This is a genomic window from Geodermatophilus sp. URMC 62, assembly GCF_052931475.1.
Map to the genome: position 1 here is coordinate 221,391 of NZ_JBRFHY010000001.1, position 25,150 is coordinate 246,540.

21 protein-coding genes are annotated in these 25,150 nt (G+C 75.5%); 12 read left to right on the plus strand and 9 right to left on the minus strand.

The genetic code is table 11. The annotated features are described in order from the left end of the window. Positions 1–116 precede the first annotated feature (116 nt). Genes ACU616_RS01000 through ACU616_RS01015 form a run of 4 tightly spaced genes read left to right on the plus strand, consistent with a single transcriptional unit; the run spans position 117 to position 5,022 of the window. The gene (locus ACU616_RS01000) at positions 117–1,607 is read left to right on the plus strand and encodes a (Fe-S)-binding protein (protein WP_446756627.1); all 1,491 of its coding nucleotides are present in this window, start codon (positions 117–119) and stop codon (positions 1,605–1,607) included. 2 nt (positions 1,608–1,609) lie between these two features. Beyond that, on the plus strand, positions 1,610–3,184 hold the full coding sequence (locus ACU616_RS01005) for an FAD-binding oxidoreductase (RefSeq protein WP_446756628.1): 1,575 nt from the start codon (positions 1,610–1,612) through the stop codon (positions 3,182–3,184). Further along, positions 3,171–3,536 (plus strand): hypothetical protein, encoded by a 366-nt coding sequence (locus ACU616_RS01010; protein WP_446756629.1) that lies wholly within the window; start codon positions 3,171–3,173, stop codon positions 3,534–3,536. Before ACU616_RS01005 ends, ACU616_RS01010 begins: the two co-directional genes overlap by 14 nt. 40 nt (positions 3,537–3,576) lie before the next feature. Continuing rightward, positions 3,577–5,022, plus strand: a complete 1,446-nt coding sequence (locus tag ACU616_RS01015) for a gamma-aminobutyraldehyde dehydrogenase (RefSeq protein WP_446756630.1) — start codon at positions 3,577–3,579, stop codon at positions 5,020–5,022. Between the two features lie 54 nt (positions 5,023–5,076). On the opposite strand, the gene ACU616_RS01020 is transcribed toward ACU616_RS01015, so the two are convergent. Together ACU616_RS01020 and ACU616_RS01025 are read right to left on the minus strand one after the other, a co-directional pair. Continuing rightward, positions 5,077–5,535, minus strand: a complete 459-nt coding sequence (locus tag ACU616_RS01020; protein WP_446756631.1) for a nuclear transport factor 2 family protein — start codon at positions 5,533–5,535, stop codon at positions 5,077–5,079. A gap of 145 nt (positions 5,536–5,680) precedes the next feature. Next, positions 5,681–7,114, minus strand: coding sequence for an aldehyde dehydrogenase family protein (locus tag ACU616_RS01025; RefSeq protein ID WP_446756632.1), 1,434 nt, complete (start codon positions 7,112–7,114; stop codon positions 5,681–5,683). A 167-nt stretch (positions 7,115–7,281) separates the two neighbouring features. Between ACU616_RS01025 and ACU616_RS01030 the strand changes: the two genes are divergently transcribed. Genes ACU616_RS01030 through ACU616_RS01040 form a run of 3 tightly spaced genes read left to right on the plus strand, consistent with a single transcriptional unit; the run spans position 7,282 to position 10,957 of the window. Next, positions 7,282–8,616, plus strand: coding sequence for an MFS transporter (locus tag ACU616_RS01030; RefSeq protein WP_446756633.1), 1,335 nt, complete (start codon positions 7,282–7,284; stop codon positions 8,614–8,616). Positions 8,617–8,657: 41 nt separating this feature from the next. Next, positions 8,658–10,067: an FAD-binding oxidoreductase gene (locus ACU616_RS01035; protein WP_446756634.1), complete on the plus strand. Its 1,410-nt coding sequence runs from the start codon at positions 8,658–8,660 to the stop codon at positions 10,065–10,067. After that, entirely contained in the window at positions 10,064–10,957 is an 894-nt protein-coding gene (locus tag ACU616_RS01040) for an alpha/beta fold hydrolase (protein WP_446756635.1), read from the plus strand. Before ACU616_RS01035 ends, ACU616_RS01040 begins: the two co-directional genes overlap by 4 nt. A 6-nt stretch (positions 10,958–10,963) precedes the next feature. Here the strand turns inward: ACU616_RS01040 and ACU616_RS01045 are convergent, their stop codons facing one another. Beyond that, positions 10,964–11,407 carry a MarR family transcriptional regulator gene (locus ACU616_RS01045; RefSeq protein ID WP_446756636.1) on the minus strand — a complete coding sequence of 148 codons (444 nt, stop codon included), beginning with the start codon at positions 11,405–11,407 and terminating at the stop codon, positions 10,964–10,966. 123 nt (positions 11,408–11,530) lie between these two features. Between ACU616_RS01045 and ACU616_RS01050 the strand changes: the two genes are divergently transcribed. The 4 genes from ACU616_RS01050 (at position 11,531) to ACU616_RS01065 (ending at position 14,639) form a co-directional block, all read left to right on the plus strand. Next, on the plus strand, positions 11,531–12,379 hold the full coding sequence (locus tag ACU616_RS01050) for an SDR family oxidoreductase (protein WP_446756637.1): 849 nt from the start codon (positions 11,531–11,533) through the stop codon (positions 12,377–12,379). Positions 12,380–12,421: 42 nt separating this feature from the next. After that, positions 12,422–13,000 (plus strand): MBL fold metallo-hydrolase, encoded by a 579-nt coding sequence (locus tag ACU616_RS01055; RefSeq protein WP_446756638.1) that lies wholly within the window; start codon positions 12,422–12,424, stop codon positions 12,998–13,000. A gap of 50 nt (positions 13,001–13,050) precedes the next feature. Beyond that, positions 13,051–13,464 (plus strand): DUF1810 domain-containing protein, encoded by a 414-nt coding sequence (locus tag ACU616_RS01060; protein ID WP_446756639.1) that lies wholly within the window; start codon positions 13,051–13,053, stop codon positions 13,462–13,464. Between the two features lie 113 nt (positions 13,465–13,577). Continuing rightward, a complete protein-coding gene (locus ACU616_RS01065) occupies positions 13,578–14,639 on the plus strand; it encodes a glutathione S-transferase family protein (RefSeq protein WP_446756640.1) in 1,062 nt (353 codons plus the stop codon). Between the two features lie 550 nt (positions 14,640–15,189). Here the strand turns inward: ACU616_RS01065 and ACU616_RS01070 are convergent. The 3 genes from ACU616_RS01070 to ACU616_RS01080 form a co-directional block, all read right to left on the minus strand. Then, a complete protein-coding gene (locus ACU616_RS01070; RefSeq protein ID WP_446756641.1) occupies positions 15,190–16,050 on the minus strand; it encodes a hypothetical protein in 861 nt (286 codons plus the stop codon). Positions 16,051–17,662: 1,612 nt separating this feature from the next. Further along, on the minus strand, positions 17,663–18,397 hold the full coding sequence (locus ACU616_RS01075) for an alanyl-tRNA editing protein (protein WP_446756642.1): 735 nt from the start codon (positions 18,395–18,397) through the stop codon (positions 17,663–17,665). A gap of 89 nt (positions 18,398–18,486) precedes the next feature. Then, positions 18,487–19,188 (minus strand): type 1 glutamine amidotransferase, encoded by a 702-nt coding sequence (locus tag ACU616_RS01080; RefSeq protein WP_446756643.1) that lies wholly within the window; start codon positions 19,186–19,188, stop codon positions 18,487–18,489. Between the two features lie 134 nt (positions 19,189–19,322). Between ACU616_RS01080 and ACU616_RS01085 the strand changes: the two genes are divergently transcribed. Beyond that, positions 19,323–19,943 (plus strand): hypothetical protein, encoded by a 621-nt coding sequence (locus tag ACU616_RS01085; protein ID WP_446756644.1) that lies wholly within the window; start codon positions 19,323–19,325, stop codon positions 19,941–19,943. 151 nt (positions 19,944–20,094) lie between these two features. Here ACU616_RS01085 and ACU616_RS01090 read toward each other — a convergent pair whose 3' ends face one another. The 3 genes from ACU616_RS01090 to ACU616_RS01100 form a co-directional block, all read right to left on the minus strand. Then, positions 20,095–21,171 (minus strand): acyl-CoA dehydrogenase family protein, encoded by a 1,077-nt coding sequence (locus ACU616_RS01090; protein ID WP_446756645.1) that lies wholly within the window; start codon positions 21,169–21,171, stop codon positions 20,095–20,097. Then, positions 21,171–22,340, minus strand: coding sequence for an acyl-CoA dehydrogenase family protein (locus tag ACU616_RS01095; protein ID WP_446756646.1), 1,170 nt, complete (start codon positions 22,338–22,340; stop codon positions 21,171–21,173). Before ACU616_RS01095 ends, ACU616_RS01090 begins: the two co-directional genes overlap by 1 nt. A gap of 87 nt (positions 22,341–22,427) precedes the next feature. Beyond that, on the minus strand, positions 22,428–25,139 hold the full coding sequence (locus ACU616_RS01100) for a SpoIIE family protein phosphatase (protein ID WP_446756647.1): 2,712 nt from the start codon (positions 25,137–25,139) through the stop codon (positions 22,428–22,430). Between the last annotated feature and the right edge of the window lie 11 nt (positions 25,140–25,150).

Genomic DNA, 25,150 nt, shown 5'->3' on the forward strand with positions numbered 1-25,150 from the left:
GTGACCGGACCACCCCGAGTGTGGCACCCGCGACCCGATGTCTTAACCGTTGATTTCATAGGTTTTGGCGGCTAGCGTGACGCAGACCCCAGCCCCCCTGTGACGAGGAGCACGACGTGACACAGGTCCAGCCCGAGCGGGCGCCGGGAGCGGACGCCCTCTCGGAGCCGTTCACCCCGGGCGCTCCGTCCAACCCGCCGGAGCTCGCGGACTACCCGGAGACCCTCGCCGGGCCGGTGCCCCCGCCGGTCAGCGACCCGAAGACGGCCGCGTTCGTCGAGCAGTGGCGCAACACCTCGTACAACTGCTTCTCCTCGGGCCACAAGTTCTGCCGCGAGGTCTGCCCGGTCACCCAGGTCGAGCGCAACGAGTCGTGGACCCCCACCGCCTTCCACGCCAACGTCGTGGCCATGGAGCGCGGCGAGCTGACCATCGAGGACGTCGCCGCCGACTACGTCAACTGCACCCAGTGCGGCGCGTGCGAGCTCCGGTGCCCGAACACCCTGTTCACCGGTGACTTCTACCGGTTCCGCACCCGCACCGTCGACGTCGTCAAGGCGGTCCGGTCGCTCGCCGTCGAGAGCGGGGTGCACCAGCCCAACTGGCAGAGCTGGAACGAGCGCACCGACCTGCGCACCCACGAGCCGGTGCTCGGCGAGACGCCGGTCAGCCAGGAGAAGGTGCGCGACTGGGCCGAGGGCCTGGACATCCCGATCGGCGGGGAGACGGTGCTGTTCGTCGACTGCGAGGCCGCCTTCTACCGGACGTCGGTGCCGCGCGCGGTGGCGCAGGTGCTGCAGATGGCCGGCTACGAGTTCGGTCTCATGGGCGAGCAGTGGTGCTGCGGCGGCCCGGCCGCCGAGATGGGCTACGCCGAGCAGGCCCAGCGCTTCGCCCGGCACAACCTGGACAACTGGCGGGCCACGGGCACCAAGCGCCTGCTGGTGCTCGACCCGCACGACTACATCAGCTTCACCGAGGACTACCCGAAGTACTTCGGCGAGGAGTTCGACATCGAGGTCGTCCTCGTCATCGAGGTGCTCGCCCAGCTGCTGCGCGAGGGCCGGCTCACCCCGTCGGTGCCGGTCGACCGGGCGATCACCTACCACGACCCGTGCCGGCTCAACAAGCGCAAGGGCGTCTGGGCCGAGCCGCGCGAGCTGCTGCGCGCCATCCCGGGCCTGCGCTTCGAGGACGTCGACCGGGTCACCCAGTGGTCCTACTGCTCCGGCGGCGGTGGCGGGCTGCCCGTCGAGAAGCCCGAGCTCACCGCCAAGATCAGCGCGATGCGGCTGGAGCGGGCCGCGGAGCTCGACGTCGACACCCTGGTCAGCGCCTGCCCGTGGTCGGAGCGGCCGCTGTCGGAGGCCGGCGACGCCGAGGACATCGACGTCGTCGACCTGCACGAGCTGTTCGCCCAGTCGCTCGGCATCACCGTCGGCGGCTCCCGCGGCGACGTCGGCGACCGCCGGCTGGCCCAGGAGCGCACCGGCGTCCCGGGCCGGGCCCGGCGGACCTCCGGGAGCTCGCGCGGCGGCTGCGGCGGTGGTGGCTGTGGCGGCGGGTGCGGCAACGGTTCCGGCGGCTGCGGGTGCGGGGGGCACTGACCATGACGACGACCCAACCCCGGGCGGGGACGATCGGGACCGCGCCGTTCACGCGCGAGCCGCTGGGCGACGCCGAGCTGGCGACCCTGGTCTCGGCGCTGCGCCCCGTGCTGGCCGACGACCAGATCCTGCTGGCCAAGACCGACCGCTACAACCGCGCCCGCGTGCCCGCGCCGTTCCCGGTGCACCGCTGGTCGGAGCGCGTGCCGGACGTCGTGGTGCTGCCGACGTCGACCGAGCAGGTGGCGGCCGTGGTGAGGATCGCCAACGAGCTGCGCATCCCGGTCGTGCCGCGCGACGGCGGCACCGGCCTGACCGACGGCGCGGTGCCCATGCGCCGCGGCATCGTCGTCGACGTCAAGCGGATGAACCAGATCCACGAGCTGGACCTGGTCAACCGCACCGTCACGGTCGGCACCGGCATCAGCATGCTCAAGCTCAACGAGCGGCTGGCCCAGCACGGGCTGTTCTACCCCGACGACCCGGCGTCCTACCCGTGCTCGCTGGTGGGCGGGCGGATCGGCACCAGCGGCTGGTCGCTGATCGGCTCCCGCTACGGCCACACCCGCGACCTGGTGCTCAGCTTCGACCACGTGCTGCCCACCGGCGACGTGCTGCACGTCGGCGACGGCATCGGCCACAAGATCAGCAAGAGCTCGAGCGGCTACCAGCTCAAGCACCTGTTCATGGGGCACCAGGGCACCCTCGGCATCGCGACGAAGGCGACGCTGAAGCTCTTCCCCAAGCCGGAGGCCGAGCTCTCGCCGTTCTGGGCGTTCGACGACTACGACGACGCCCACGCCTGCACCGGCGCGCTGGCCCGGGCCGGGGTGGCCACCTTCGCCGGCGCGGTCCTCTTCGACGAGCACAAGGTCGCCTACCTGCGGCGCGACGACGAGGCCTACATCCCGCAGCCCACCGACGTCCGGGCCCTGGTCTGCTCGGTCATGTACGGCTACGAGGACGAGGTCCGCGCCGGCGGGAAGCGGCTGTTCCGGATCGCCAAGGAGCACGGCGCCCGCTACCTGGGCGACGAGATCTCCGAGGGCGACTGGGCCGCGCGGCACGACCGCTACGCCACCCCCCTGCACGGCCGCACCAAGGACGGCCAGGTCATCCCGATGTCCTGGCACTGCGAGGACGCCGCGGTCAACTTCTCCAACGTCCCGGCGGTCAGCCGGGCCTGGCACGAGATCCTGGCCGACCTGCGCCGCAGGACCGACGTCTTCGACGACTGGGGGATGTTCGCCTACACCTCGGCCAGCACCGGGGTCGACTACCTGACCGAGATCGACGTCGGCATCTGGGAGCAGCGCCTCGACGACGCCGCCTGGGCGGCGTGGGTGCAGGCCAAGCGGGACATCGGCGCCGTGGCCCTCGCCCACGGCGGGTCGATGAGCGCCTGCCACGGGTCGTGCCGGGAGGGCGAGGTCGACCTGGTGCCCGACGAGCTCGGCCGGGGCTTCGACGTGATGCTCGACGTCAAGCGGGCGCTGGACCCCAACAACGTCATGAACCCGGGCAAGTACCTGCTGGACCGGGCCTACGGGAGGGACACGACCGATGAGGACCGATGACCAGCCCACCGGCCCGGGGGCCACCGCGCCGTACCGCTTCGCCGAGCAGCACACCCCGCCGGCGCCGCTGCGGGCCAGCGAGGTGGCGCAGACGACCTTCGAGCACGTCTACGAGGTCGACCCGCGCCTGATGCAGGAGCACGTGCTGCAGCAGGTCTTCCCCAACTGGGACACGCTGCGGATCATGCGCAGCCGGCACGACCACCTCGCGTGGATGCACCGCCACTTCGCGGACAAGGTGGTGACCGGGTCGGAGATCCTCGCCGAGGTCGAGGTCGAGGCGGCCGCGACAGCGGATTCGCAGCGATCGGGTGCCGATGCTGGATCGATCAGCGGTCAGACGGCACTATGACGACGGGATCAGCAGCACAGACGAACGAGAGGGACCTGCGGTGAGCGAGAAGCTCGAGTTGCGCAACTTCGTCGGCGGGGAGCACGTCGACGCCACCGACGGCCGCCGGGTGGACCTGGTCGACCCGTCCACCGGCGAGGTGTTCGCCTCGGCGCCGGTGTCGGGCCCGGAGGACGTCGACCGCGCCTACCGGGTGGCCGCCGACGCCTTCGAGACCTGGCGGGACACCACCCCGTCGGAACGGCAGCAGGCGCTGCTCAAGCTGGCCGACGCGGTGGAGGAGCACGCCGAGGAGCTGGTGGCGCTGGAGAGCCGCAACACCGGCAAGCCGGTCGGGCTGACCGCCTCGGAGGAGATCCCCCCGATGGTCGACCAGATCCGGTTCTTCGCCGGTGCGGCCCGCACCCTCGAGGGCAAGGCCGCCGCCGAGTACCTCAAGGGGCACACCAGCTTCATCCGGCGCGAGCCGATCGGTGTCGTCGGGCAGGTCACGCCCTGGAACTACCCGATGATGATGGCCGTCTGGAAGATCGCCCCGGCGCTGGCGGCGGGCAACACCGTCGTCCTCAAGCCGAGCGACACCACCCCGGTGAGCACGCTGCGGCTGGCCGAGCTGGCCGCCGAGATCCTGCCGGCGGGCGTGCTCAACGTCGTCTGCGGCGACCGCGACACCGGCCGCGCCCTGGTGGAGCACAAGGTGCCGCAGCTGGTGGCGATCACCGGGTCGGTGCGCGCCGGCATGGAGGTCGCGGGCTCCGCGGCCAAGGACGTCAAGCGGGTGCACCTGGAGCTCGGCGGCAAGGCGCCGGTCGTCGTCTTCGACGACGCCGACCTGGAGGCCGCGGCCGAGGCGATCGCCGTCGCCGGCTACTTCAACGCCGGGCAGGACTGCACCGCCGCCTCCCGCGTGCTGGCCGCTCCGGGCATCCACGACGACTTCGTCGCGGCGCTGACCGAGCAGGCGCGCAACACCGCCACCACCTACGAGAAGGGCGCCGAGGACGAGGACGCCCTGGTGCCGCCGGTGAACAACGCCAACCAGCTCGCCCACGTCACCGGCTTCCTCGACCGCGCCCCCGACCACGCCCAGGTCACCACCGGCGGGCACCGCCAGGGCGACCGCGGCTTCTTCGTCGAGCCGACGGTGGTCGCGGGTCTGCGGCAGGACGACGAGATGGTGCAGCGGGAGATCTTCGGTCCGGTCATCACCGTGCAGCGCTTCACCGACGAGGACGAGGCGGTGCGCTGGGCCAACGGCGTGGAGCTGGGGCTGGCCTCCAGCGTGTGGACGAGGGACTTCGGCCGCGCCATGCGGATGAGCAAGCGGCTGGACTTCGGCTGCGTGTGGATCAACACCCACATCCCGCTGGTCGCCGAGATGCCGCACGGCGGGTTCAAGCACTCCGGCTACGGCAAGGACCTCTCCGCCTACGGCCTGGAGGACTACACCCGCATCAAGCACGTGATGGCCAACATCGAGAGCTGAGCCCCGCCGCTCGAGAGCACGCTGAGCGCCCCCTCCCCGCGCGGGAGGGGGCGCTCAGGGCGTCGTGGGGGCGACCAGCCGGACGGCGTCGAGCGCGGCGAGCGCACCCAGCTCGTCGGCGACCATGACGATCTCGCTGATCCGGCCCCCGGTGAGGGTGAGCACGTCGATCACCCGCAGCTCCAGCTCCCGGCCGGTCGGCGGCAGCGGCCCCGCGGAGGACTCGTAGGTGCCGACCTGCCGGCCGCCCATGCGGAAGGCGACGGCCACCCGGTCGCCGTCCTCCACGACGGCGACCACCTCCCGCCGGACCTGCGCGAAGGTGCCCTGGACGGCGCGGGCGCGGGCGACGAGGTCCGCGGCGGCGAGCTCCCGGCCGTTGACGGTGACCGGGTCGGTGTAGACGGCGCGGAAGGCGTCCTCGGCCGCGGGCCCGTCGGGCAGCGGGTCGGACCACAGCCGCAGCAGGCGCTCGACGTCGAAGGCCGTCGACCGGGTGGGCGCCGGGGTCATCGCCCCAGGGTGACCCTCCTCCGGCCCGGACACCAGGGTCCCCGGCGCGCTCGGCCGGCACGACCGAACGAGGCCCCCGGTCCGATCCGGACCGGGGGCCTCGCTGCGTCCCGGCCGCCCCGAGGTCGTCAGGGGCGGCCGGGTCCTAGACGGCGATGCCGGTGAGGACGAGCACGCGCTCCTCGGTGAGGTCCTCCATCGCCGCGTGCACGCCCTCGCGGCCGGTCCCGGAGTCCTTCACCCCGCCGTAGGGCATCTGGTCGGCGCGGAAACTCGGGACGTCGCCGACCACCACTCCCCCGACCTCGAGCACCTGCGCGGCGCGGAAGGCCACCTGCAGGTCGCGGGTGAAGACGCCGGCCTGCAGCCCGAACCGGCTGTCGTTCACGCGGGCGAAGGCCTCGTCGACCGAGTCGACGGTGTCGAGGACGACGACCGGCCCGAAGACCTCCTCGCAGGAGACCTTCGCGTCGGCCGGGACGTCGGTGAGGACGGTGGGCGCGTAGGAGGCGCCGTCGCGGGTGCCGCCGGTGAGGACCCGCGCGCCGGCGGCCACGGCGTCGGCGACCCAGCCCTCCACCCGGCGGGCGGCGGCCTCGTCGATCAGCGGGCCGACGTCGGTGGCGTCGTCGGTGGGGTCGCCGGTGACCAGCTTGCCCACGGCCTCGACGACCCGGTCGGTGAGCTGCTGGGCCACCGCGCGGTGGGCGAGCACCCGCTGCACCGAGATGCAGGACTGCCCGGCCTGGTACATCGCGAAGGTGGCGATGCGGGAGGCCGCCCAGTCCAGCGCGGCGTCGTCCTGGTCGGGGGCGACGACGGCCGCGGCGTTGCCGCCGAGCTCGAGGGTGACGTGCTTGCGCGGCGCCGACTCCCGGATCGACCAGCCGACCGGCACCGACCCGGTGAAGGAGACGACCGGCAGGCGGGGGTCCTGCACCAGCTGTGCGGCCACCTCGTTGGGCACCGGCAGCACCGACCAGGCGCCGGCCGGCAGGTCGGTCTCGGCCAGCACCTCGCCGAGCAGCAGCGCCGACAGCGGGGTGGCCGGGGCGGGCTTGAGCACGATCGGGGCGCCGACGGCGATCGCCGGGGCGACCTTGTGGGCCACCAGGTTCAGCGGGAAGTTGAACGGCGCGATGCCCAGCACCGGGCCGCGCGGGACCCGCCGCACCAGCGCCAGGCGGCCGGTGGCGGCCGGGTCGGTGTCCAGCCGCTGCAGGCTGCCCGACCAGCGCCGCGCCTCCTCCGCGCCCCAGCGGAACGTCGAGACGGCGCGGGTGACCTCCAGGCGGGCCCACTTCAGCGGCTTGCCCGACTCGGCGGTGATCAGCGCGGCCACCTCCTCGCTGCGCTCGGCCAGCCGGCGGGACACGTGGTCCAGGGCGGCGGCGCGCACGTGCGCGGGGGTGGCGGCGTACTCGGCGCGGACGGCGTCGGCGGCGGCGACCGCGGCCTCGACGTCCTCGGCGGTGGCGGTCGTGGTCGTCCCGGCGAGGGCGCCGTCGTGCGGCGAGCGGACCTCGAGCACCTCGGTGCCGGTGGCCGGCCGGCCGGCGACCCAGTAGGGGGTGGACATGCGCGCCTCCTCAGGAGATGGGAACCGTCCCGAGCGTCGTGGACGGCGGGACCGGGGACGAGGCGCCGGTCCGTCCACCGCGGGCCCGTGAGGACGCCGTCCTGGCACGCGGGCCCTGCTCTCTACCGTGAGCCCGGACCCCTGCACGGACGTCGCCTGGAGGAGCCGTGGCCCACGCCGAGACCGACCCGGTCGGGAGGAGCGCGCTGCGCAAGGTCGCGTGGCGGCTGGTCCCCTTCCTCGGGCTGCTGTACTTCGTGAACTACCTCGACCGCACCAACATCGGCTTCGCCAAGCTGACGATGAGCGAGGACCTCGGCCTGACCGAGACGATGTTCGGGCTGGCCTCGGGGCTGTTCTTCATCGGCTACCTGTTCTTCGAGGTGCCCAGCAACCTGGCGCTGCACCGCTTCGGCGCCCGCCGCTGGATCGCCCGGATCATGGTCAGCTGGGGCGTCGTCGCCGGCGCCATGGCCTTCGTCGACTCGGCGGGCTGGCTCTACGCCCTCCGGGTGCTGCTCGGCGTCGCCGAGGCCGGCTTCTTCCCCGGCGTGCTGCTCTACCTGACCTGGTGGCTGCCGCGCGCCCAGCGGGTGCAGCTGATCGGCGCCTTCCTGGTCGCCGTCCCGCTCTCCTCGGCGCTCGGCTCCCCGCTGTCGGGCGCGGTCATCCAGTACGGCGACGGGCTGTTCGGCCTGGCCGGCTGGCGGGTGATGTTCCTCGTCGAGGGGCTGCCCGCGCTGCTGCTCGGCGTCGCCTGCTGGTTCTACCTGACCGACCGCCCCGAGGACGCCCGCTGGCTCACCGCCGACGAGCGCGGCTGGCTGGCCCGGACCATCGCCGCCGAGGGCGAGACGTCCGGGCCGCGGGAGGCCTCGCCCTGGCGCGCCATGGCCAACGCGCGGGTGGTCGGGCTGGGCCTGGTCTACTTCGGCGTCGTCTACGGCCTCTACGCCGTCTCCTTCTTCCTGCCCACCGTGGTGGCCGGCTTCGCCGAGCGCTTCGACGCCGAGTACACGATCTTCGAGACCGGGGCGATCGTCGCGGTGCCCTTCCTGGCAGGAGCCGTGGCGATGGTGCTGTGGAGCCGGCACTCCGACCGCACCGGTGAGCGCCGCTGGCACCTGGCGCTGCCGGCGGCGCTGGGCGGGGTGACCATCCCGGTGGCGCTCTACCTGGACTCCCCGTTCACGGTGATGGCCGTCATCACGCTGACCGCCGTCGGGATCTGCTGCGCGCTGCCGGTGTTCTGGCACTTCCCGCCGCTGTTCCTCGCCGGCGCCGGGGCGGCCACCGGCATCGCGCTGATCAACTCGCTGGGCAACACCGCGGGCTTCGCCGCCCCGTACATCACCGGGTGGGTCTCCGACGCCACCGGCAGCATCCGCCCGGCGCTGTGGCTGGTGGGCGTGGCCATGCTGCTCGCCGCGGCCGGGGCGCTCCTGCTGTCGCGGCGCCGGGCACCGGCGGCTGCGGGTGAGCGCGACACGGTGCTCGGCTGAGCGCCGGTGCCCGACCCGGCCGCGGTGCTTCACTGGGGCTCGTGACACAGGCTCCCGCACTGCGGTCCGGCGTCGTCGCGGCGCTGCTGGCCGCGCTCCCCGCCGACCGCGTCCTGGCCGACGGCGATGTCGTCGGCTCCTACGTGCACGACGAGGCGGAGTGGGCACCGCACGGGACCCCGGCGGCCGTGGTCCGGCCCCGGTCCACCGCTGAGGTGCAGGCCGTCGTCCGGGCCTGCCTGGCGCACCGGACGCCGCTGGTCCCCCGCGGCGCCGGCACCGGGCTGTCCGGCGGCGCCAACGCCGTCGACGGCTGCGTCGTGCTCTCCACCGAGCACATGCGGGCGATCGTCGCGATCGACCCCGTCGAGCGCTACGCCGTCGTGCAGCCCGGCGTGGTCAACGACGACCTGCGCGCCGCCTGCGCCGAGCAGGGTCTCTGGTACCCGCCCGACCCGGCCAGCTCCCCGTGGTCGACCATCGGCGGCAACGTCGCCACCAACGCCGGCGGCGTGTGCTGCGTGAAGTACGGCGTCACCCGCGACTACGTGCTCGAGCTCGAGGTGGTCAACGGCCGCGGCGAGGTCGTGCGGCTCGGCCGCCGGACCGCCAAGGGCGTCGTCGGCTACGACATGGTCGGGCTGGTGGTCGGCTCGGAGGGCACGCTGGGCGTGGTCACCGAGGTGACGGTGCGGCTGCGCCCGGCGCGCGCGCCCGAGCGCACCGTCGTCGGCTACTTCGACTCCGTGGTCGACGCCGGCCGCGCGGTCGAGGCGCTCGGCGCGGCGGGGGTGACGCCCTCGGCGCTGGAGCTGGTCGACCGGCACTGCCTGGCCGCCGTCGACGAGTGGAAGAACATGGGCCTGTCGGTCGACGCCGCCGTGGTGCTGCTCGGCCGCACCGACGCGCCCGGCCCGGCCGGCGACGCCGAAGCGGACGCGATGCTGCGCAGCTTCGAGCTCGGCGGGGCCACGTGGGCCGCGGCGTCCACCGACCCGGCCGAGGCCGAGGCGCTGTTCGCCGCGCGCCGGCTGGCCTACCCGGCGCTGGAGCGGCTGGGCCCGCTGCTGACCGAGGACGTGTGCGTGCCCAAGGCCGCCGTCCCGGAGATGCTCGCCCGCATCGAGGCGGCCGCCGTCCGCAACGACGTGCTCATCGCCAACATCGCGCACGCCGGCGACGGCAACCTGCACCCGCTGCTCATCACCCCGCCCGGGGACGCCGAGGCGCGGGCCCGGGCGCAGGTCGCGTTCGGCGAGATCATGCGCGACGCCGTCGACCTGGGCGGGACGGTGACCGGCGAGCACGGCGTCGGTCTGCTCAAGCGGGACGGGCTGGCGATCGAGTTGTCGCCCGAGGTCGTGGCGATGCAGCGCGCGGTCAAGGCCGCGCTCGACCCGCACGGCATCCTCAACCCCGGGAAGGTGTTCCCCGACGGGGTGCCGGCGTGAGCGCCGACGACTTCTCCGAGCACGTCGAGGTCACCCGCCCCGGGAGCCGGGTCGTGCACGCCTGGCGCCGGCCCGGCGGCACCCGGCCGGTGCTGGCGGTCCACGGCCTCAGCAGCACCTCGCGGCTGTGGACGTGGCTGCTCGCCGAGGACCCCGACGTCGACCTCATCGCCGCCGACCTCAGCGGCCGCGGGGCCAGCACGCCGCGGTCGGACGCCTCCACCCTCGCCGGGCACGTCGCCGACCAGCTCGCCGTGCTCGACGCGCTGGAGCTGGAGGCCGTCGACGTCCTCGGCATGTCGCTGGGCGGCTTCGTCGCCGTGCAGCTCGCGGCCACCGCGCCGGAGCGGGTGCGCAGCCTGACGCTGCTCGACGGCGGGCCACCGATGGTGCGCCGCCCCACCAGCCGCGAGCAGCTGGAGGCGGCGTTCGCCGACCGCACCGCCCGGCTGGGCACCGACTGGCCCGACCTGGCCGGCTACGTCGACTTCGTCGTCGCGCACACCGCACCGCTGCTCGACCCCGCCGACCCGCACCTGGCCACCTGCCTGGCGCACGACCTGGAGCGCGGCCGGGACGGCGGCCGGGTGCGGCTGGACGGCCGGGCGCTGGTCGACGACGCCGCCGACGTCTTCCTCACCGACGCCGCCGCCGACGCGCTGCGCCGCCTCGCGGTGCCCGCGCAGCTGCTGTACGCCGAGTGGAGCGTCGGCGCCGGGTCGACGCCGGCCTACACCGACGACGAGGTGGCCGCGGTGGTGGCGGCGTCGGAAGGCCCGCTGAGAGCGGAGCTGCTGCCCGGGCACGACCACGCGGGCGTGGTGATGAGCCCCTCGGGGGCGGCGGCCTCGGCCCGGGCCCTGCGCCGGTCGCTGGCGGCCACCGGCTGAGCCGGCTCAGCCGGTGGCCGCACCCGCGGCCGGCCGGGGGGACGGGAGGTCCAGGGGCGCGGCGAGCAGGCGGCGCAGCGCGGCTCCCCGCTCCCCCATCGCCGTCTCGAGCCCGGCCAGCACGGTCCCGGCGTCGGCGGTGAGCTCGCGCCCGGTGGCGGTGCGGCGCACCAGCCGGCCGCGCCGGCGCGCCGGGTCGGCGGCCACCTCGAGCAGCCCGAGCCGCACCAGCCCGGCCACGAGGTCCTGCGCGGCCTGCCGCGTGCTGCCCAGCCGGCGGGCCAGCTCGGCGGGCGGCGTGCCGTCGGCGTCGAGGAAGGCGAAGACCAGCGACTGCGCGCCCGACAGCCGCGGCCAGCCGTGCGCCACCAGCTCCTCGCGCACCACGGCGTCGAGCTGACGGCTGGCCATCAGCAGCAGGGCGGCCAGGGGTGGCTCTCCCCTCTGCACGCCGCCAGGCTAGCTGACACCCTCGTCCTGTCAGGGGGCCTGACGGCGAGGGAGGGACGGCGTGATGGACGGGGTGAGAGGCCGCGGGCGGCCGGACACACCGGTGGTCGTCCCGGGCGAGCGGTGACCGTCCTCGTGGTCGGCGCCACCGGCACCGTCGGCAGCGAGGTGGTGCGCCGCCTGGCCAGGCGGCGCTTCGCCGTCCGGGCCGGCGCACGCCATCCGCTGCGGGCGGCCGCCGTCCTGCCGCCCGGCGTGCCCGTGGCCCGGCTGGACCTGGAGGACCCCGGGACCTGGCCGGCGGCCCTCGCCGGCGTCCGGCGGCTGTTCCTGCTGCGCCCGCCCGACGTGGCGCGGGCCGCGCGGCTGCAGCCGTTCCTCGACGCCGTCGTCGCCGCGGGCGTGGAGCACGTGGTGCTGCTGTCGGTGCAGGGCGCCGGCCGCAACCCGCTGCTGCCGCACCGGGCGCTCGAGCGGCGGGTGGAGGCGACCGGCCTGAGCTGGACGCACCTGCGGCCGGCGTACCTCCTGTCCAACCTGCTCACCGTGCACCGGGCCGAGATCCGCGACCGCTCGGAGATCACGGTGCCGGCCGGTGAGGGGCGCACCGCCGTCGTCGACGTCGGGGACCTCGCCGAGGTCGCGGTGCTGACGCTGACCGGCCCCGGCCACGAGGGCCTCGCCTACGAGCTGACCGGCTCGGAGGCGCCCACCTGGTCCGAGGTCGCCGCCACGCTGTCGGCCGTGCTCGGCCGGCCGGTGGTCTACCGGCACCCCGGCGCCCTCGCCTTCCTGCGGCACGCGCGGCGCACGGGCACCCCCGCCGGGCCGGCCGCCGTCATGACCGTCCTCCACACGGCCACGCGGCTGCGGCTGGCCGACCGCACCAGCGGCGACCTGGGGCGGCTGCTCGGCCGCTCCCCCACGACCCTGCGCCAGTTCGCCGAGGCCCACGCCCACGCCTGGTCCTGATCGGCGCGCCGGCGGGCCGTCCTGCCGGTTACGGTCCCGTGCGTGGCCGACCTCTCCCGCACCGCCCGCCTCGACGTCCTCGTCGAGGGCTACGCCCGGCTGCCCCACGTCGCCGGCACCGTGAGCCTGGTCCGCGACGCCGGCCGGGTGGTCGTGGTCGACCCCGGCATGGTGGCCGACCGGGAGCTGATCCTGCGGCCGCTGCGCGAGCTCGGCGTCGCTCCCGAGGACGTCACCGACGTCGTCCTCAGCCACCACCACCTCGACCACACGCTCAACGTGGCGCTGTTCCCGGTGGTCCCGGTGCACGACTTCCAGTCGGTCATCGAGGGGGACCTGTTCACCCGACGGGCCGCCGACGGGGTCGAGATCACCCCGTCGGTGCGGCTGCTGGCCACCCCGGGGCACACCCCGCAGGACGTCACGACGCTGGTGGGCACGGCCGACGACGTCGTCGCGCTCACCCACCTGTGGTGGACCGGCGAGGGTCCCGCCGACGACCCCTACGCCCCTGACCGTGACGAGCTGCGCCGCCAGCGGGAGCGGGTGCTGGAGACCGCCACCCTCGTCGTCCCCGGCCACGGCCCGGCGTTCCGCCCGGGAGCCGGCACGCCCCGCTGACCCGGCCGGTCGGGGACGCCGCGGTGGCCGCCGGCACGCATGCTGACCGGGTGACCCCCGACCTGCAGCGCTTCCTCGACGCCCAGTCCGGCACCTACGACCGCGCGCTCGCGGAGCTGCGCGCCGGGCACAAGAGCAGCCACTGGATGTGGTTCGTCTTCCCGCAGGTCGCCGGGCTCGGCCGCAGCGCCACCGCCCAGCACTACGCGATCCGCGACCTGGACGAGGCCCGCGCCTACCTCGCGCACCCGGTGCTCGGCCCACGCCTGCTCGAGTGCGCCCGGGCGCTGACCGGGCTGCCCGGGTCCGACCCGCTGCCGGTCCTCGGCCCGGTGGACGCGCTGAAGCTCCGCTCGTCGATGACGCTGTTCGCGCACGCCGACCCGGACGAGCCGGTGTTCCGCGCCGTCCTCGAGCAGTACTTCGGCGGCGCGGAGGACGACGCGACGACGTCCCGGCTGTAGGCCGCCCGCGCACCGTCGTGCTCTGCCCACACCCGTGGGCAGAGCACGACGGTGCGCGCAGGGACATCCCGCCCGGCGCGCGGCGGCGGTCGGCGTCGGCGAGGCTGACCAGCGTGAGCGACGACAAGGGATCCGGGTACGTCACCGGCGGCCAGGAGTACAGCCGCGACACCAACTACATCACCGACCGGATCACCGCCGACGGGTCGAGCCCCTGGCCGGTCGAGGCCGGCCGGTACCGGCTGGTCATCGCCCGCGCCTGCCCGTGGGCCAACCGCGCGGCGATCGTGCGGCGTCTGCTCGGCCTCGAGCCGGTGCTCTCGATGGGCATCTGCGGGCCCACCCACGACGAGCGCAGCTGGACCTTCGACCTCGACCCCGGCGGACGCGACCCGGTGCTCGGCTACGAGCGGCTGCAGGAGGCCTTCCTCGCCCGCGACCCGCAGTACCCGCGGGGCATCACCGTGCCGGCGATGGTCGACGTCCCGACGAAGGCCGTCGTCACCAACGACTTCATGCAGATGACGCTCGACTTCTCCACCCAGTGGACGGCGCACCACCGCGACGGCGCCCCCGACCTCTACCCCGAGCACCTGCGGGACGAGATGGACGAGGTCATGCAGCGCGTCTACACCGAGGTCAACAACGGGGTGTACCGGTGCGGCTTCGCCGGCTCCCAGCGCGCCTACGACCAGGCCTACGCGCGGCTGTGGACGGCGCTGGACTGGCTGGAGGAGCGCTTGTCGACGCGGCGGTTCCTCATGGGCGACACGATCACCGAGGCCGACGTCCGGCTGTTCACCACGCTGGCCCGCTTCGACGCCGTCTACCACGGCCACTTCAAGTGCAACCGGCAGAAGCTGACCGAGACGCCGGCGCTGTGGGGCTACGCGCGCGACCTGTTCCAGACGCCGGGGTTCGGCGACACGACCGACTTCCCGCAGATCAAGGAGCACTACTACGTCGTCCACGCCGACATCAACCCGACGCAGGTCATCCCGATGGGCCCGGACACCTCGGTCTGGCTGACCCCGCACGGCCGCGAGGAGCTCGGCGGATCCCCGTTCGGCGACGGCACCCCACCCGGCCCGGTCGCACCGGGTGAGGAGGTGCCCGCCTCGCACGGCCCCGGCGGCATCGGCCACCGACCCGACGAGGAGCGGCCCCGCGGCTGACGTCCTCCTCCGACGCCGTCGTCGTCGCCATCGCCCTCGCCTTCGCGCTGCTGGCGCTCGACCTGCCGGTGTGTCCGCGGCCATGGTGGCGCTCGCCGCGCGGCAGGGGTCAGTCACCGCCTCGACGCCGGAGACGGTCACGCGCCGGCCGTGGCCGAGCGTGGGGTGCACGCCCCGCAGGACCAGACCGCGACCGCCGTCATGTGGCGCGCGGCGCCCGACCGAGGCGTCCACGCGACAGGAGGCCGTACGCGCGAGCCGGACCGGTGTCCGCCGTCCGGGTGTCCAGTGGCGAGCCGGACGACGGAGGCGGCGCCGCGTCAGGAGCGCCGCCTCCGTCGTCCTCTCGGATGGGCCGGGAGGTCAGGGGTCCCCGCGCGGCAGTGGCCACAGCGCCTGGTACCCCCATCCCCGATACCTCCCCGCCCGGTGGCCCCGGCCCAGCCGAGGCCAGGTCGAGGTCACGCCAGGGAGGCGTGCACCACCGACCGGGGTGCGGGGAGTGGACGGTGCGCTCCCTCGCGACGGCCGCGTGCACGCTGCGGGGAGGTCAGTCGGGGGAGAAGCCGGGGTCGGACAGCGTGGGGCCCACCGGGTCGTGGACCGGCGCCCCGACGAGGACCGCACCCGCAGCGGAGCGCGGCGGGCCGGGATCGAGGACCGCGGCGAGGGCCGCCAGCGGTGTCGACGACGAGCTGAGCGTGGACGGGCTGGCCGGTGCCGGCGCGGCCGGGGCGACCGGGGCGGCCGGGACGGGCGCCAGCGGGGCCGACACCGGCTCCGCAGCGGCCGGGGGCAGCGCAGCGGCCGAACCGGAGGCGTGCCCGTCGGCTCCGGCCGTCCCCGGCCGCAGCAGCGCGGCCTCGGCCGTCTGGACGGCGGGCAGCACGCCCACGGTCGCGGCGGCACACGGGACAGCGGCCGCCACCGTCGCTGGCTCGATCGCGACGGCGGGGCTCGTCACCGCGCTCGAGGTGCTGGCGGAGACGTCCGTCGGCGCGCTGGTCGCGAGGACCGCTGGAGCAGCGGTCCCCGTGGTCGGCTCGCTGCCCGAGGACACCTCGTCGGCCGGCGGCTCGTCGACCGGCTGCACGGCCTCCAGCACGGGAGGTGTGAGCTCCGGCGTCGGCTCGTCCACCGGAGCCGCGGTGTGGGTCGCCGGCTCGGACACGACCTCGGTCGCCACGGGAACGGCGTCCGCGACGTCGGTAGCCACGGGTGTCGCAGTGACGACCGGCTCGACTGCCGCGACCGGGGCCTCGGATGCCGGTTCGCCGACCGGCTCCGAGGCGTCGAGCACCGGGTCGACGCTCCCGGCCACCGGCTCGGTCACGGGCGGTACGACCTCGACGGCCGGGCCGACCACCGGACCAGCCACCGCGGGCACCGTGTCACCGACCGGCTCGGTCACCGGAGACACCGGCTCGGTCACCGGCTCGACGGCCTCGATCACCGGTGGCCCAGCAGGTGGGTCGGCCGGCTGCACCACCGGCGGACCGGCAGGCGGGTCGACCGACGGACCGGCCGGAGGATCGACAGGCGGATCGACCGGCGCACCAGCGGGCGGGTCGACCGGAGGGCCGGCCGGAGGATCGACCGGCGCACCGGCCGACGGACCAGCAGGTGGATCGACCGGAGCCTCAGCCGACGGATCGACCGGAGGGCCGGCCGGAGGATCAGCCGGCAGCTCGACCGGAGCCCCAGCCGGCGGCTCACCCGGAGGGCCGGCCGGAGGATCAGCCGGCGGCTCGACCGGAGGCCCAGTCGGCGGATCGACAGGCGGATCGGCCGGCGGACCGGCCGGCGGCTCCACCTGCGGACCCGCCGGAGGATCAGCCGACTGCACCACCGGCGGACCGGCAGGCGGGTCGACCGGAGGCCCAGTCGGCGGGTCGACCGGCGGACCCGCAGGAGGGTCGACCGGAGGACCGGCCGGTGGCTCAGCGGGCGGCTCGACCGGAGGACCCGCAGGCGGGTCGACCGGAGGACCCGCAGGAGGGTCGACCGGAGGCCCTGCTGGCGGGTCGACCGGCGGACCCGCAGGAGGGTCGACCGGAGGCCCTGCTGGCGGGTCGACCGGCGGACCCGCAGGAGGGTCGACCGGAGGATCAGCGGGTGTCTCGACCGGCGGACCCGCAGGTGGGTTGACCGGCGGACCCGCCGGAGGATCAGTGGGCGGATCGACCGGAGGCCCAGCCGGCGGGTCGACCGGAGGGCCGGCCGGAGGATCGACCGGCGCACCGGCCGACGGACCAGCGGGTGGATCGACCGGAGCCCCAGCCGACGGATCGACCGGAGGGCCGGCCGGAGGATCAGCCGGCAGCTCGACCGGCGCACCAGCGGGCGGGTCGACCGGAGGGCCGGCCGGAGGATCGACCGGCGCACCGGCCGACGGACCAGCGGGTGGATCGACCGGAGCCTCAGCCGACGGATCGACCGGAGGGCCGGCCGGAGGATCAGCCGGCAGCTCGACCGGAGCCCCAGCCGACGGCTCACCCGGAGGGCCGGCCGGAGGATCAGCCGGCGGCTCGACCGGAGGCCCAGTCGGCGGATCGACAGGCGGCCCAGCCTGCGGCTCCACCGGCGGACCCGCGGGCGGATCGACCGGCGGACCGGCCGGTGGCTCAGCGGGCGGCTCGACCGGAGGACCAGTCGGCGGCTTCACCTCGGCCACCGGCTCGACCGGGGGCTTGGTCTCCTCCGCGGGGGTCTCGGCGGCCGTCGCTGTCACCGATTCGGCCGCTTCGGCGGGGTCGACGTCCGGAACAGCCGCGGCGCCGTCGTCGACCACTCCGCTGGCCGCGTCCACCGGGACGTCGTCGGCGGCACGAGCGGTCCCGGAGACGATCAGGAGGACCGCGTACAGGCAGCCCACCAGGCCGGTGAGCAGGAGGACGCGGCGCACCCAGGAGGAATCAGCCGCGCAGCGCGCAGCGGGCCGTGCCGAGTTCCTCCCGTGCACGGACCCAGGCTAGGACGGAGACGGCCGCCGCGCCCAGCGAAACTGAAACGTCTGGACCCGGTCAGACGACGCGCACCCGCAGTCGGCGGAAGCCACGGCCCTTGCTCTCCATCTTGACCACCTCGACGCGGCCGACCATCGCCGTCGAGGCCACGTGCGTCCCGCCGTCGGCCTGCAGGTCGAGGCCGACGATGTCGACGATCCGCACCTGCTCGATGTCGGGTGGCAGCAGGTCCGTCGCCGTCCGGATGAGGTCCGGGATGGCGTAGGCCTCCTCGCGCGGGAGCGTCCGCACCTCGATCGGCCGATCGGCGGCGATCTCGGCGTTGACGGCCTCGGCCACCCGGTCCTTGAAGTCGGCCGGCACCTCGGCGAGGTCGAAGTCCATGCGGGCGACCAGGGGCTCCATGTTGCCGCCGGTGACCTTCGCGCCGAAGTCCCGGAGGACGACGCCGGTGAGGACGTGCAGCCCCGAGTGCGTGCGCATCAGTGCGGTGCGCCGCTCGTCGTCGAGGGCCCCGCGGACGGCGGTGCCCGGCGGCGGCAGCGGGTCGCCCTCGACCGGGACGAGATACAGCTCGTCGCCCCTGCGCGTCCCGGCGATGCGGGTGCGCACCCCGCCCCACAGCAGCACGCCCTCGTCCGGCGGCTGACCTCCGCCTCCCGGGTAGAAGGCCGAGCGGTCCAGCACGATGCCCTGCTCGGGGTCGGCGGCCACCACGGTCGCGTCCCACTCGCGGACGGTGGCGTCGGCGAGGTCGAGGCGGTGGGTGTGGCCGTGCACGTCACTGCTCACGACCGGCATGCTGCCCCGTCGGCAGTCGTGGCGGGACCTCGGGTCGGGCCGCCGGTCGGGTGATCGACAGGAGGGACGGCGGACGGGCGTCAGGCGACGGCCTCGTCCTGCGACGACGCCCGCGCCAGGAACGCCTCGACCAGCCGCGCGCACGCGGCCACGGCCTCGGGCGCCCGCGACGCGATCTCCCGGCGCAGCCCCGGCACCAGCGCGGCGGCCTCCGGCGGCGGCGGGCCGGTCAGCCCCCAGGTCTCCTCCCACGCCGCGAAGGCGCCCGGGTCGATCTCCGGGTGGAACTGCACGCCCACGTGCGCCCCGTAGGTGAACGCCTGCACCGCCCGGTCGGTGCGGGCCACCTCCACCCCGCCCGGCGGCACGGTGAACCGGTCGCCGTGGTACTCGAACCACGGCCCGGCCGGCACGAGCGAGGGGTCGGCGGTCTCGACGTCGAGGAAGCCGTGCTCGCCGACGGGCGCCTCGGACACCACCCCGCCGAGCACCCGGGACAGCGCCTGCCCACCGAAGCAGACGCCGAGCACCGGCGTCCCGGCGTCCACCGCCCGCCGCAGGTAGGCCAGCTCCGCGCCCAGCCACGGCACCGTGTCGTCGTAGGCGGCCGCGCCGGACCCCATCACGACGAGCGTCCGCAGCGTGCCGGGGTCGGGCAGGGAGGTCATCAGGGACGAGGGCCCGACCGCCGTCCCGACGACGACGGTCAGCCCCTGCGCCTCCAGCGCCGGGCGCAGGCTGCCGACCAGCCGGTGTCCGCGGGAGGCGTCGGCGTCGTGCACGAGGACGAGGGCGGTTCCCCTGTCCTCCGGTAGCGGCAGGTCGTGCGTACGCCCTTCCCCCGGCGACCCGTCACGAGGACGCTGTCTGGCGCGACGGTGCCGCGTGGGCGCCGCCGTCCCGAGGGAGGAACGGGATGTACGCACGTTCGACCACCATCAACGGCACGCCCGCGAGGATCGACGACGGCATCGCCTACGTCTGCGACGAGGTCATGCCCGTCGTCACCGAGATGCCCGGCTGCGTGGGGCTGTCGATGTTGGCCGACCGGGACACCGGCCGGAGCATCATCACCTCGTCGTGGCACGACGCCGACGCCATGCGGTCCAGCGCCGAGGGTGTGCGCGGCATCCGCGACCGGGCCGCGGAGGTCTTCGACGGTCAGCTCCAGGTGCAGGAGTGGGAGGTCGCGGTCATGCACCGGCGCTCGGAGTCGCCGTCGGGCGCGAGCACGCGGGTGACCTGGTTCCGGTGCGACCCCGCCGACGTGGACCGGGTCCTCGACGCCTACCGCGCCGTCATGGTGCCGCGGATGGAGAACTACTCGGGTTTCTGCAGCGTGAGCCTGATGGTCGACGGCGCGCAGGGCATGGCCGCCTCGGCGGTCACGTTCGAGGACCGCGAGTGCATGGAGGCCAGCCGGGTGCACGCCCGCGCCAGCCGCGACGACTTCGCCCGGCTCATGCGGATCGCGATCACCGACACCGAGGAGTTCGAGCTGGTGCTCGCGCACCTGCGGGTGCCCGAGACGGTCTAAGGGCGGCCCTCTTCCACCTCCCGGACGCGGGAGGCGGAGGAGGCGGCCTCCCTGCGGGGGTCCGCCGCGAGCCTGTGGGCGGTGGGGGCAGGCGGCCCCGTCCCGAGGCTCGTCCCGAGCCTGCGAGGGATGCGGAGGACGGGGTCCTCCCTCAGACGACGCGGGTCAGCGCCGGCCAGAGGTCGTCGCCCCCGCCGGCGAGCAGGCCGGCACCCAGCACCCGCGACCACACCAGCTCGCTGCCGCCCTCGTCCCGCCAGGACCAGCAGCGGCGGGTGAGGTGGTGCAGCCGGTGCTCCTGGGTGAAGCCGATCGCGCCGTGCACCTGGTGGGCGAGCTTGGCCACCACCTCGACGGCGGCACCGGCGCGCACCTTGGCCGCGGCGGTGGCCAGGACCGCGGTGTCCTCCCCCCGGTCGAGCGCCTGGACAGCGGCGTCGACCAGCGCCGCGGTCGCGGTGACCTCGCCGGCCATCTGCGCCAGCTCCACCTGGATGGCCTGGAACCTGCCCAGCGGCCGGCCGAACTGCACGCGCTCGCCGGCGTACTGCACCGTCCAGGCCAGCACCTGCTCGAGCGCGGCGGAGATCTGCAGCGCCCGCGCCAGCGCGTAGCGGGCGCGCACCAGCCCGGCCTGTGCCGGGCTCAGCAGCGCCCCGGGCACGCCGGCGCCGTCGAGCACCAGCGACCCCCGCGGCTCGCCGGCCAGGTTGACCGCGCGCGAGGCCGCCAGGCTGGCGGTGTCGAGGACGGCGAGCACCTCGCCCTCGATGCCCGCCGGCGGCCGGGCCAGCACGGCGACGTGCCGGGCCACACCGGCCCACGGGACGTCGACGGCCGTGCCGGTGAGGGTGAACCGGCCCGGGCCGTCGCCGTCGTCGGACGGCTCGGCGGTGACCGCGCCGTCGACCGCGACGGTCAGCGGCTCCTCGGACGAGGGCAGGTCGAGGTCGCCGACCAGCAGCGCGGGCGCGGCCACGAGCAGCTGCTCGGCCACGGGCACCGCCCCGGCGCCCGCCGCGAGGGTGCGGACGACGGCGACGGCGTCGGCGAGCTCACCGCCGGAGCCGCCGGCCTCCTCGGGCAGCCCCACCCCGGTCAGCCCGGCCTCGGCCAGGTCGGCCCACAGGCCCTCGTCCCACGGCTGCTCGGCGGTGAGCACGAACGGCTCGTGCCCGGCGAGGATCTCCCGGACGGTCTCGACCACCAGGTCCTGGTCGGATGCCATCAGCGCAGCCCCAGCCCTCGCGCCACGATCCCGCGCAGGATCTCGTTGGTCCCGCCCCGCAGCGTGTAGCCCGGTGCGTGCAGCTGCGCCTCGGCCAGCGCCCGGCCCAGCGGGTCGGGGCTGTCCAGCGACGCGGGGACGTCGGCCACCCGGCGCACCTCGTCGACGACGTCCTGCTCGAACGTCGTCCCCACGTCCTTGACCAGCGCCGCCGGGATGTCGGGCAGCTCGCCGCGGTCCAGGGCCGCGGCGATGCGCAGCGACAGCTGCCGCAGCGCCAGCGCCCGCGACGACAGCCGGCCCAGCGTGGCCAGCTGCGCCGGGTCGCCGGACTCCGCGGCGCGGCGGCCGAACTCGGCCAGCAGCGGCCAGGTCGAGAGGAACCGCTCCGGGCCGGACCGCTCGAAGGCCAGCTCCGCGGTCACCTGGTGCCAGCCGGCGCCCTCGGTGCCCAGCAGCATGTCGCCGGGGACGACGACGTCGTCGAACACGACCTCGTTGAAGTGGTGGCCGCCGTCGAGGATGCGGATCGGGTTGATCGCGATGCCCGGAAGGGACAGGTCGACCAGCAGCTGGGTGAGCCCCTGGTGCTTGCCGCGCGGGCCCTCGCCGGGCGGGCCGGTGCGCACCAGCACGATGGCGTAGTGCGAGTGGTGGGCGTTGCTCGTCCAGACCTTGGCGCCGTTGACGACCCAGTCGCCGTCGGCGTTGCGGGCCGCCCGGGTGCGGATGGAGGCCAGGTCCGAACCGCTGTCGGGCTCGCTCATCCCGATGACGAAGTAGCACTCACCGGCGGCGATGCGCGGGAGGATGTCCTTGCGCTGCTCCTCGGTGCCGTAGCGCAGCAGGTTCGGCCCGGACTGCCGGTCGGCGATCCAGTGCGCGGCCACCGGGGCACCGGCGGCCAGCAGCTCCTCGGTGACGGCGTAGCGCTCCATCGCGGTGCGCTCGTGGCCGCCGTACTGCTTCGGCCAGGTCATGCCCAGCCAGCCGCGGGCACCCAGCTTCCTCGAGAACTCGGGGTCCACGCCGGACAGCCAGGTGTCCACGTGGGTGGTGAAGCTCCCGGCGGCCAGCTCGTCGGCCAGGAACTGCCGTACCTCGAGCCGGACCTGCTCGGCGGCCTCGGAGGGTGGCGCGGGCGCCAGGGTCAACTGGTTGCTGGTCATACCGGGTCCGTCCCCACGTCGGCGTGGCAGTTCTCCTGCCTCGGTTGTACAGGTCGCCCGGGGGCCGACGCCCGCAGGGGAACGACGTCAGCGGTCCCCCTCACCGTCGGGGCCATCCTCGGGGTCGCCGCCCGGCCGCACGTCGCGGGCCAGCTGCCGCAGCTCCCCGACCGCGTCGCCGACCGCCCCCGAGAGCCGGGTCAGCGCCCCCGACACCAGGCGGCGCACCGACGCCGGGTCCAGGCCGAGCACCAGCCCCAGGCCCGCGGCGACGTCGAGGCCCGGGAAGCCGGCCGGCGGCGCCTCCGGCTCGGCCCGCTCGGGGGACCAGCGCATCGCGTCGCCGGACACGGTGACGTCACCGCCGGCCCCGTCGAGCACGTCGGCCAGGTCGGCGGTGGGACCGCAGGCGCGGACAGGACCGGGGACGGCGGCGGGCACGGCAGTGGGCACGGCAGTGGGCACGGCAGTGAGCACGGTGGGGTCGGCCTCCGGCTCCTCGGACGCGGCCGGCTCCTCGTGCGCGTCCGGGAGCCGGGTGAGCACGAGCAGCGCGACGTCGTCGGCCCGGCGCGGGCCGGTCAGCGCGGCGAGCAGCCGGTCGCACAGCTCGTCCGGGTCGACCGGCCCCTCCCCCGCCGCCACCTCCTCGGCGGTGGCGCGCAGCCGGTCGAGCCCGGCGTCGAGGTCGGCGGTGCGGCTCTCCACCAGCCCGTCGGTGAACAGCACCAGCGAGGCACCGGCCGGCAGCCGGCCCGACCACTCCGGCGCCGGCCCGGGCGGTGCGCCGAGCGCCCGGCCGGGCACGACCGGCAGCAGCTGCGCGCGCCCGCCGGCCACCAGCAGCGGCGGCAGGTGGCCGGCCGAGGCGATCCGCAGCTCTCCGGTGCCCGGGCGCAGGGTGGCGAACAGGGCGGTGGCCATCCGCGGCAGGCCGAGCAGCGGCCAGCTGTCGTGCAGCCGCTCGACCAGCGCCCCGGGGGCCGGCCGGTCGACCAGCAGCGCCCGGTGCACGCTGCGCAGCTGGCCCATCGTCGCGGCGGCGGTGACGTCATGGCCGACGACGTCCCCCACGGCCAACGCCACGTCGGTGCCGCCGGGCAGGGGGACGACGTCGTAGAAGTCCCCGCCGACGTCGGCGCCGCGGCTGCCCGGCAGGTACCGCACCGCCAGCGCCAGCCCCGCCACCGCCGGGGGGTGCGGTGGCAGCAGGCTGCCCTGCAGGGCGTGGGAGGTCCGCGACTCCAGCTCGAAGCGCTGGGCGACGTCCATGCCCTGCGACATCTGCAGCGCCAGCTGCTCGGCGGTCTCGACGTCGGCCTCGGTGAACCGGCCACGGCGGGAGTCGGCGCCGAGCGTGATGACCCCGAGCGGGCGGCCGTCGACCAGCAGCGGCACGCAGATGAGGTCGGTGAGCTCGAGCGCGCGGCTGACCGACAGGTGCTCCGGCGAGGTCGACATCCGCAGCAGCAGCCACTCGTCGACCCCGTGCGCCCAGACCGTGCGGCGCTCGACCATCGCCCGCACGCTCGGGTGGGTGCCGTCGCGGTGCGGCAGGTGCTGGTCGCGCAGCTGCTCGACCAGGTGCCGGCGGGCCGGGTCGGCGTGCGCCACCACCGGCTCGACCAGCCCGTGCTCGGTCACGAGGTCGATGACGCAGACGTCGGCGAGCCGGCCCACCGCCAGCTCGGCCAGGCGCTCGACGGTCTCGCCCACCTCCCGCGGGGCGGCCAGCAGCCGGGCGGCCTCGAGCAGGAACGCCGAGCGGGCGGCCTGCCGCAGGGTCTCCTCGTGCAGCCGGACGCGCTCGAGCGCCTGCCCGGCCTGCCGGCCCAGGGTGGCCAGCAGCTCGGCGTCGGCCGGCGACAGCGCGCCGCGGGTGCCCGGCTCGGTGAGGCTGATCAGCTCGCTGTCGTCGGTGACGCCGAGGACGAGGACCAGCGCGCCCAGGTGCCGGTCGTCGGCCGCCGAGACCGGGACGACGACGAGCGCCTCCTGCCCCGCCTCGGCCATGGCCGCGGCCAGCCCCGGCCAGCGCTCGCGCAGCTCCGGCCCGACCGGCGCCGCCCGCACCCCGCCGGTGCGCACCAGCTCCGCCCCGGCGGGCGCCGCCGTGGCCAGCTCGGTGAGCAGCTCGGGCGAGAGCCCGTCGGAGGCGGTGAGGGTCACCGGCACCGGCTGCCCCTCGACCCGCCCGCCGGGGACGGGGTCGGCCAGCCACAGCCCCGCGCCGGCGGCCTCGACCGCCGACCGCGCGCGGCGCACCACCACGTCGGCGACGCGCTCGGCCGAGCCCGCGGCGGCCAGCTCGGAGACCACCTGCTGCAGCGTCCGCGCGCGTGCCTCGGAGTCGGCCGCGGCCCGTTGCGCGGCGAGCAGCGCCCGCTCGTAGCGCCGCCGCGACGTGGCCTCGAAGACCGTGGCGCGCACGAGCACCGGCCGGCCCTCGGCGTCGCGCACCTCGACGGCGTTGACCAGGCAGGGCAGCACCGACCCGTCGGCGCGGACGACGTCGAGCGCCACCTCCCGCACGGCGCCCTGCAGCCGCAGCAGCGGCGCGAGGTGGGTCTCGTAGAACACGCGGCCGCCGGCGCTGAGCAGGTCGGGCAGCCGCCGGCCGCGCACGTCGTCGGGGTCGCGCCCGGTCCAGGCGCAGAAGGTGCCGTTGACCTTGACGACGCGGCCGTCGGGGACCATCGAGAGGTAGCCGCAGGGGGCGTGCTCGTAGAGGTCGGCCGGGTCCTCCTCGAGCAGCCGGGCCAGCCCCTCCGGCCGGGGATCGTGCCCCGTGCGGTCCATCGCGGCCGCCC

What these genes read in the sequence shown, in the direction of transcription:
- ACU616_RS01005 (WP_446756628.1), top strand. Translation starts at nt 1,610, where the DNA reads ATGACGACGACCCAACCCCGGGCGGGGACGATCGGGACCGCGCCGTTC.
- ACU616_RS01010 (WP_446756629.1), top strand. Translation starts at nt 3,171, where the DNA reads ATGAGGACCGATGACCAGCCCACCGGCCCGGGGGCCACCGCGCCGTAC.
- ACU616_RS01020 (WP_446756631.1), bottom strand. Translation starts at nt 5,535, where the DNA reads ATGACCCCGGCGCCCACCCGGTCGACGGCCTTCGACGTCGAGCGCCTG.
- ACU616_RS01025 (WP_446756632.1), bottom strand. Translation starts at nt 7,114, where the DNA reads ATGTCCACCCCCTACTGGGTCGCCGGCCGGCCGGCCACCGGCACCGAG.
- ACU616_RS01085 (WP_446756644.1), top strand. Translation starts at nt 19,323, where the DNA reads ATGTACGCACGTTCGACCACCATCAACGGCACGCCCGCGAGGATCGAC.
- ACU616_RS01090 (WP_446756645.1), bottom strand. Translation starts at nt 21,171, where the DNA reads ATGGCATCCGACCAGGACCTGGTGGTCGAGACCGTCCGGGAGATCCTC.
- ACU616_RS01095 (WP_446756646.1), bottom strand. Translation starts at nt 22,340, where the DNA reads ATGACCAGCAACCAGTTGACCCTGGCGCCCGCGCCACCCTCCGAGGCC.
- ACU616_RS01100 (WP_446756647.1), bottom strand. Translation starts at nt 25,139, where the DNA reads ATGGACCGCACGGGGCACGATCCCCGGCCGGAGGGGCTGGCCCGGCTG.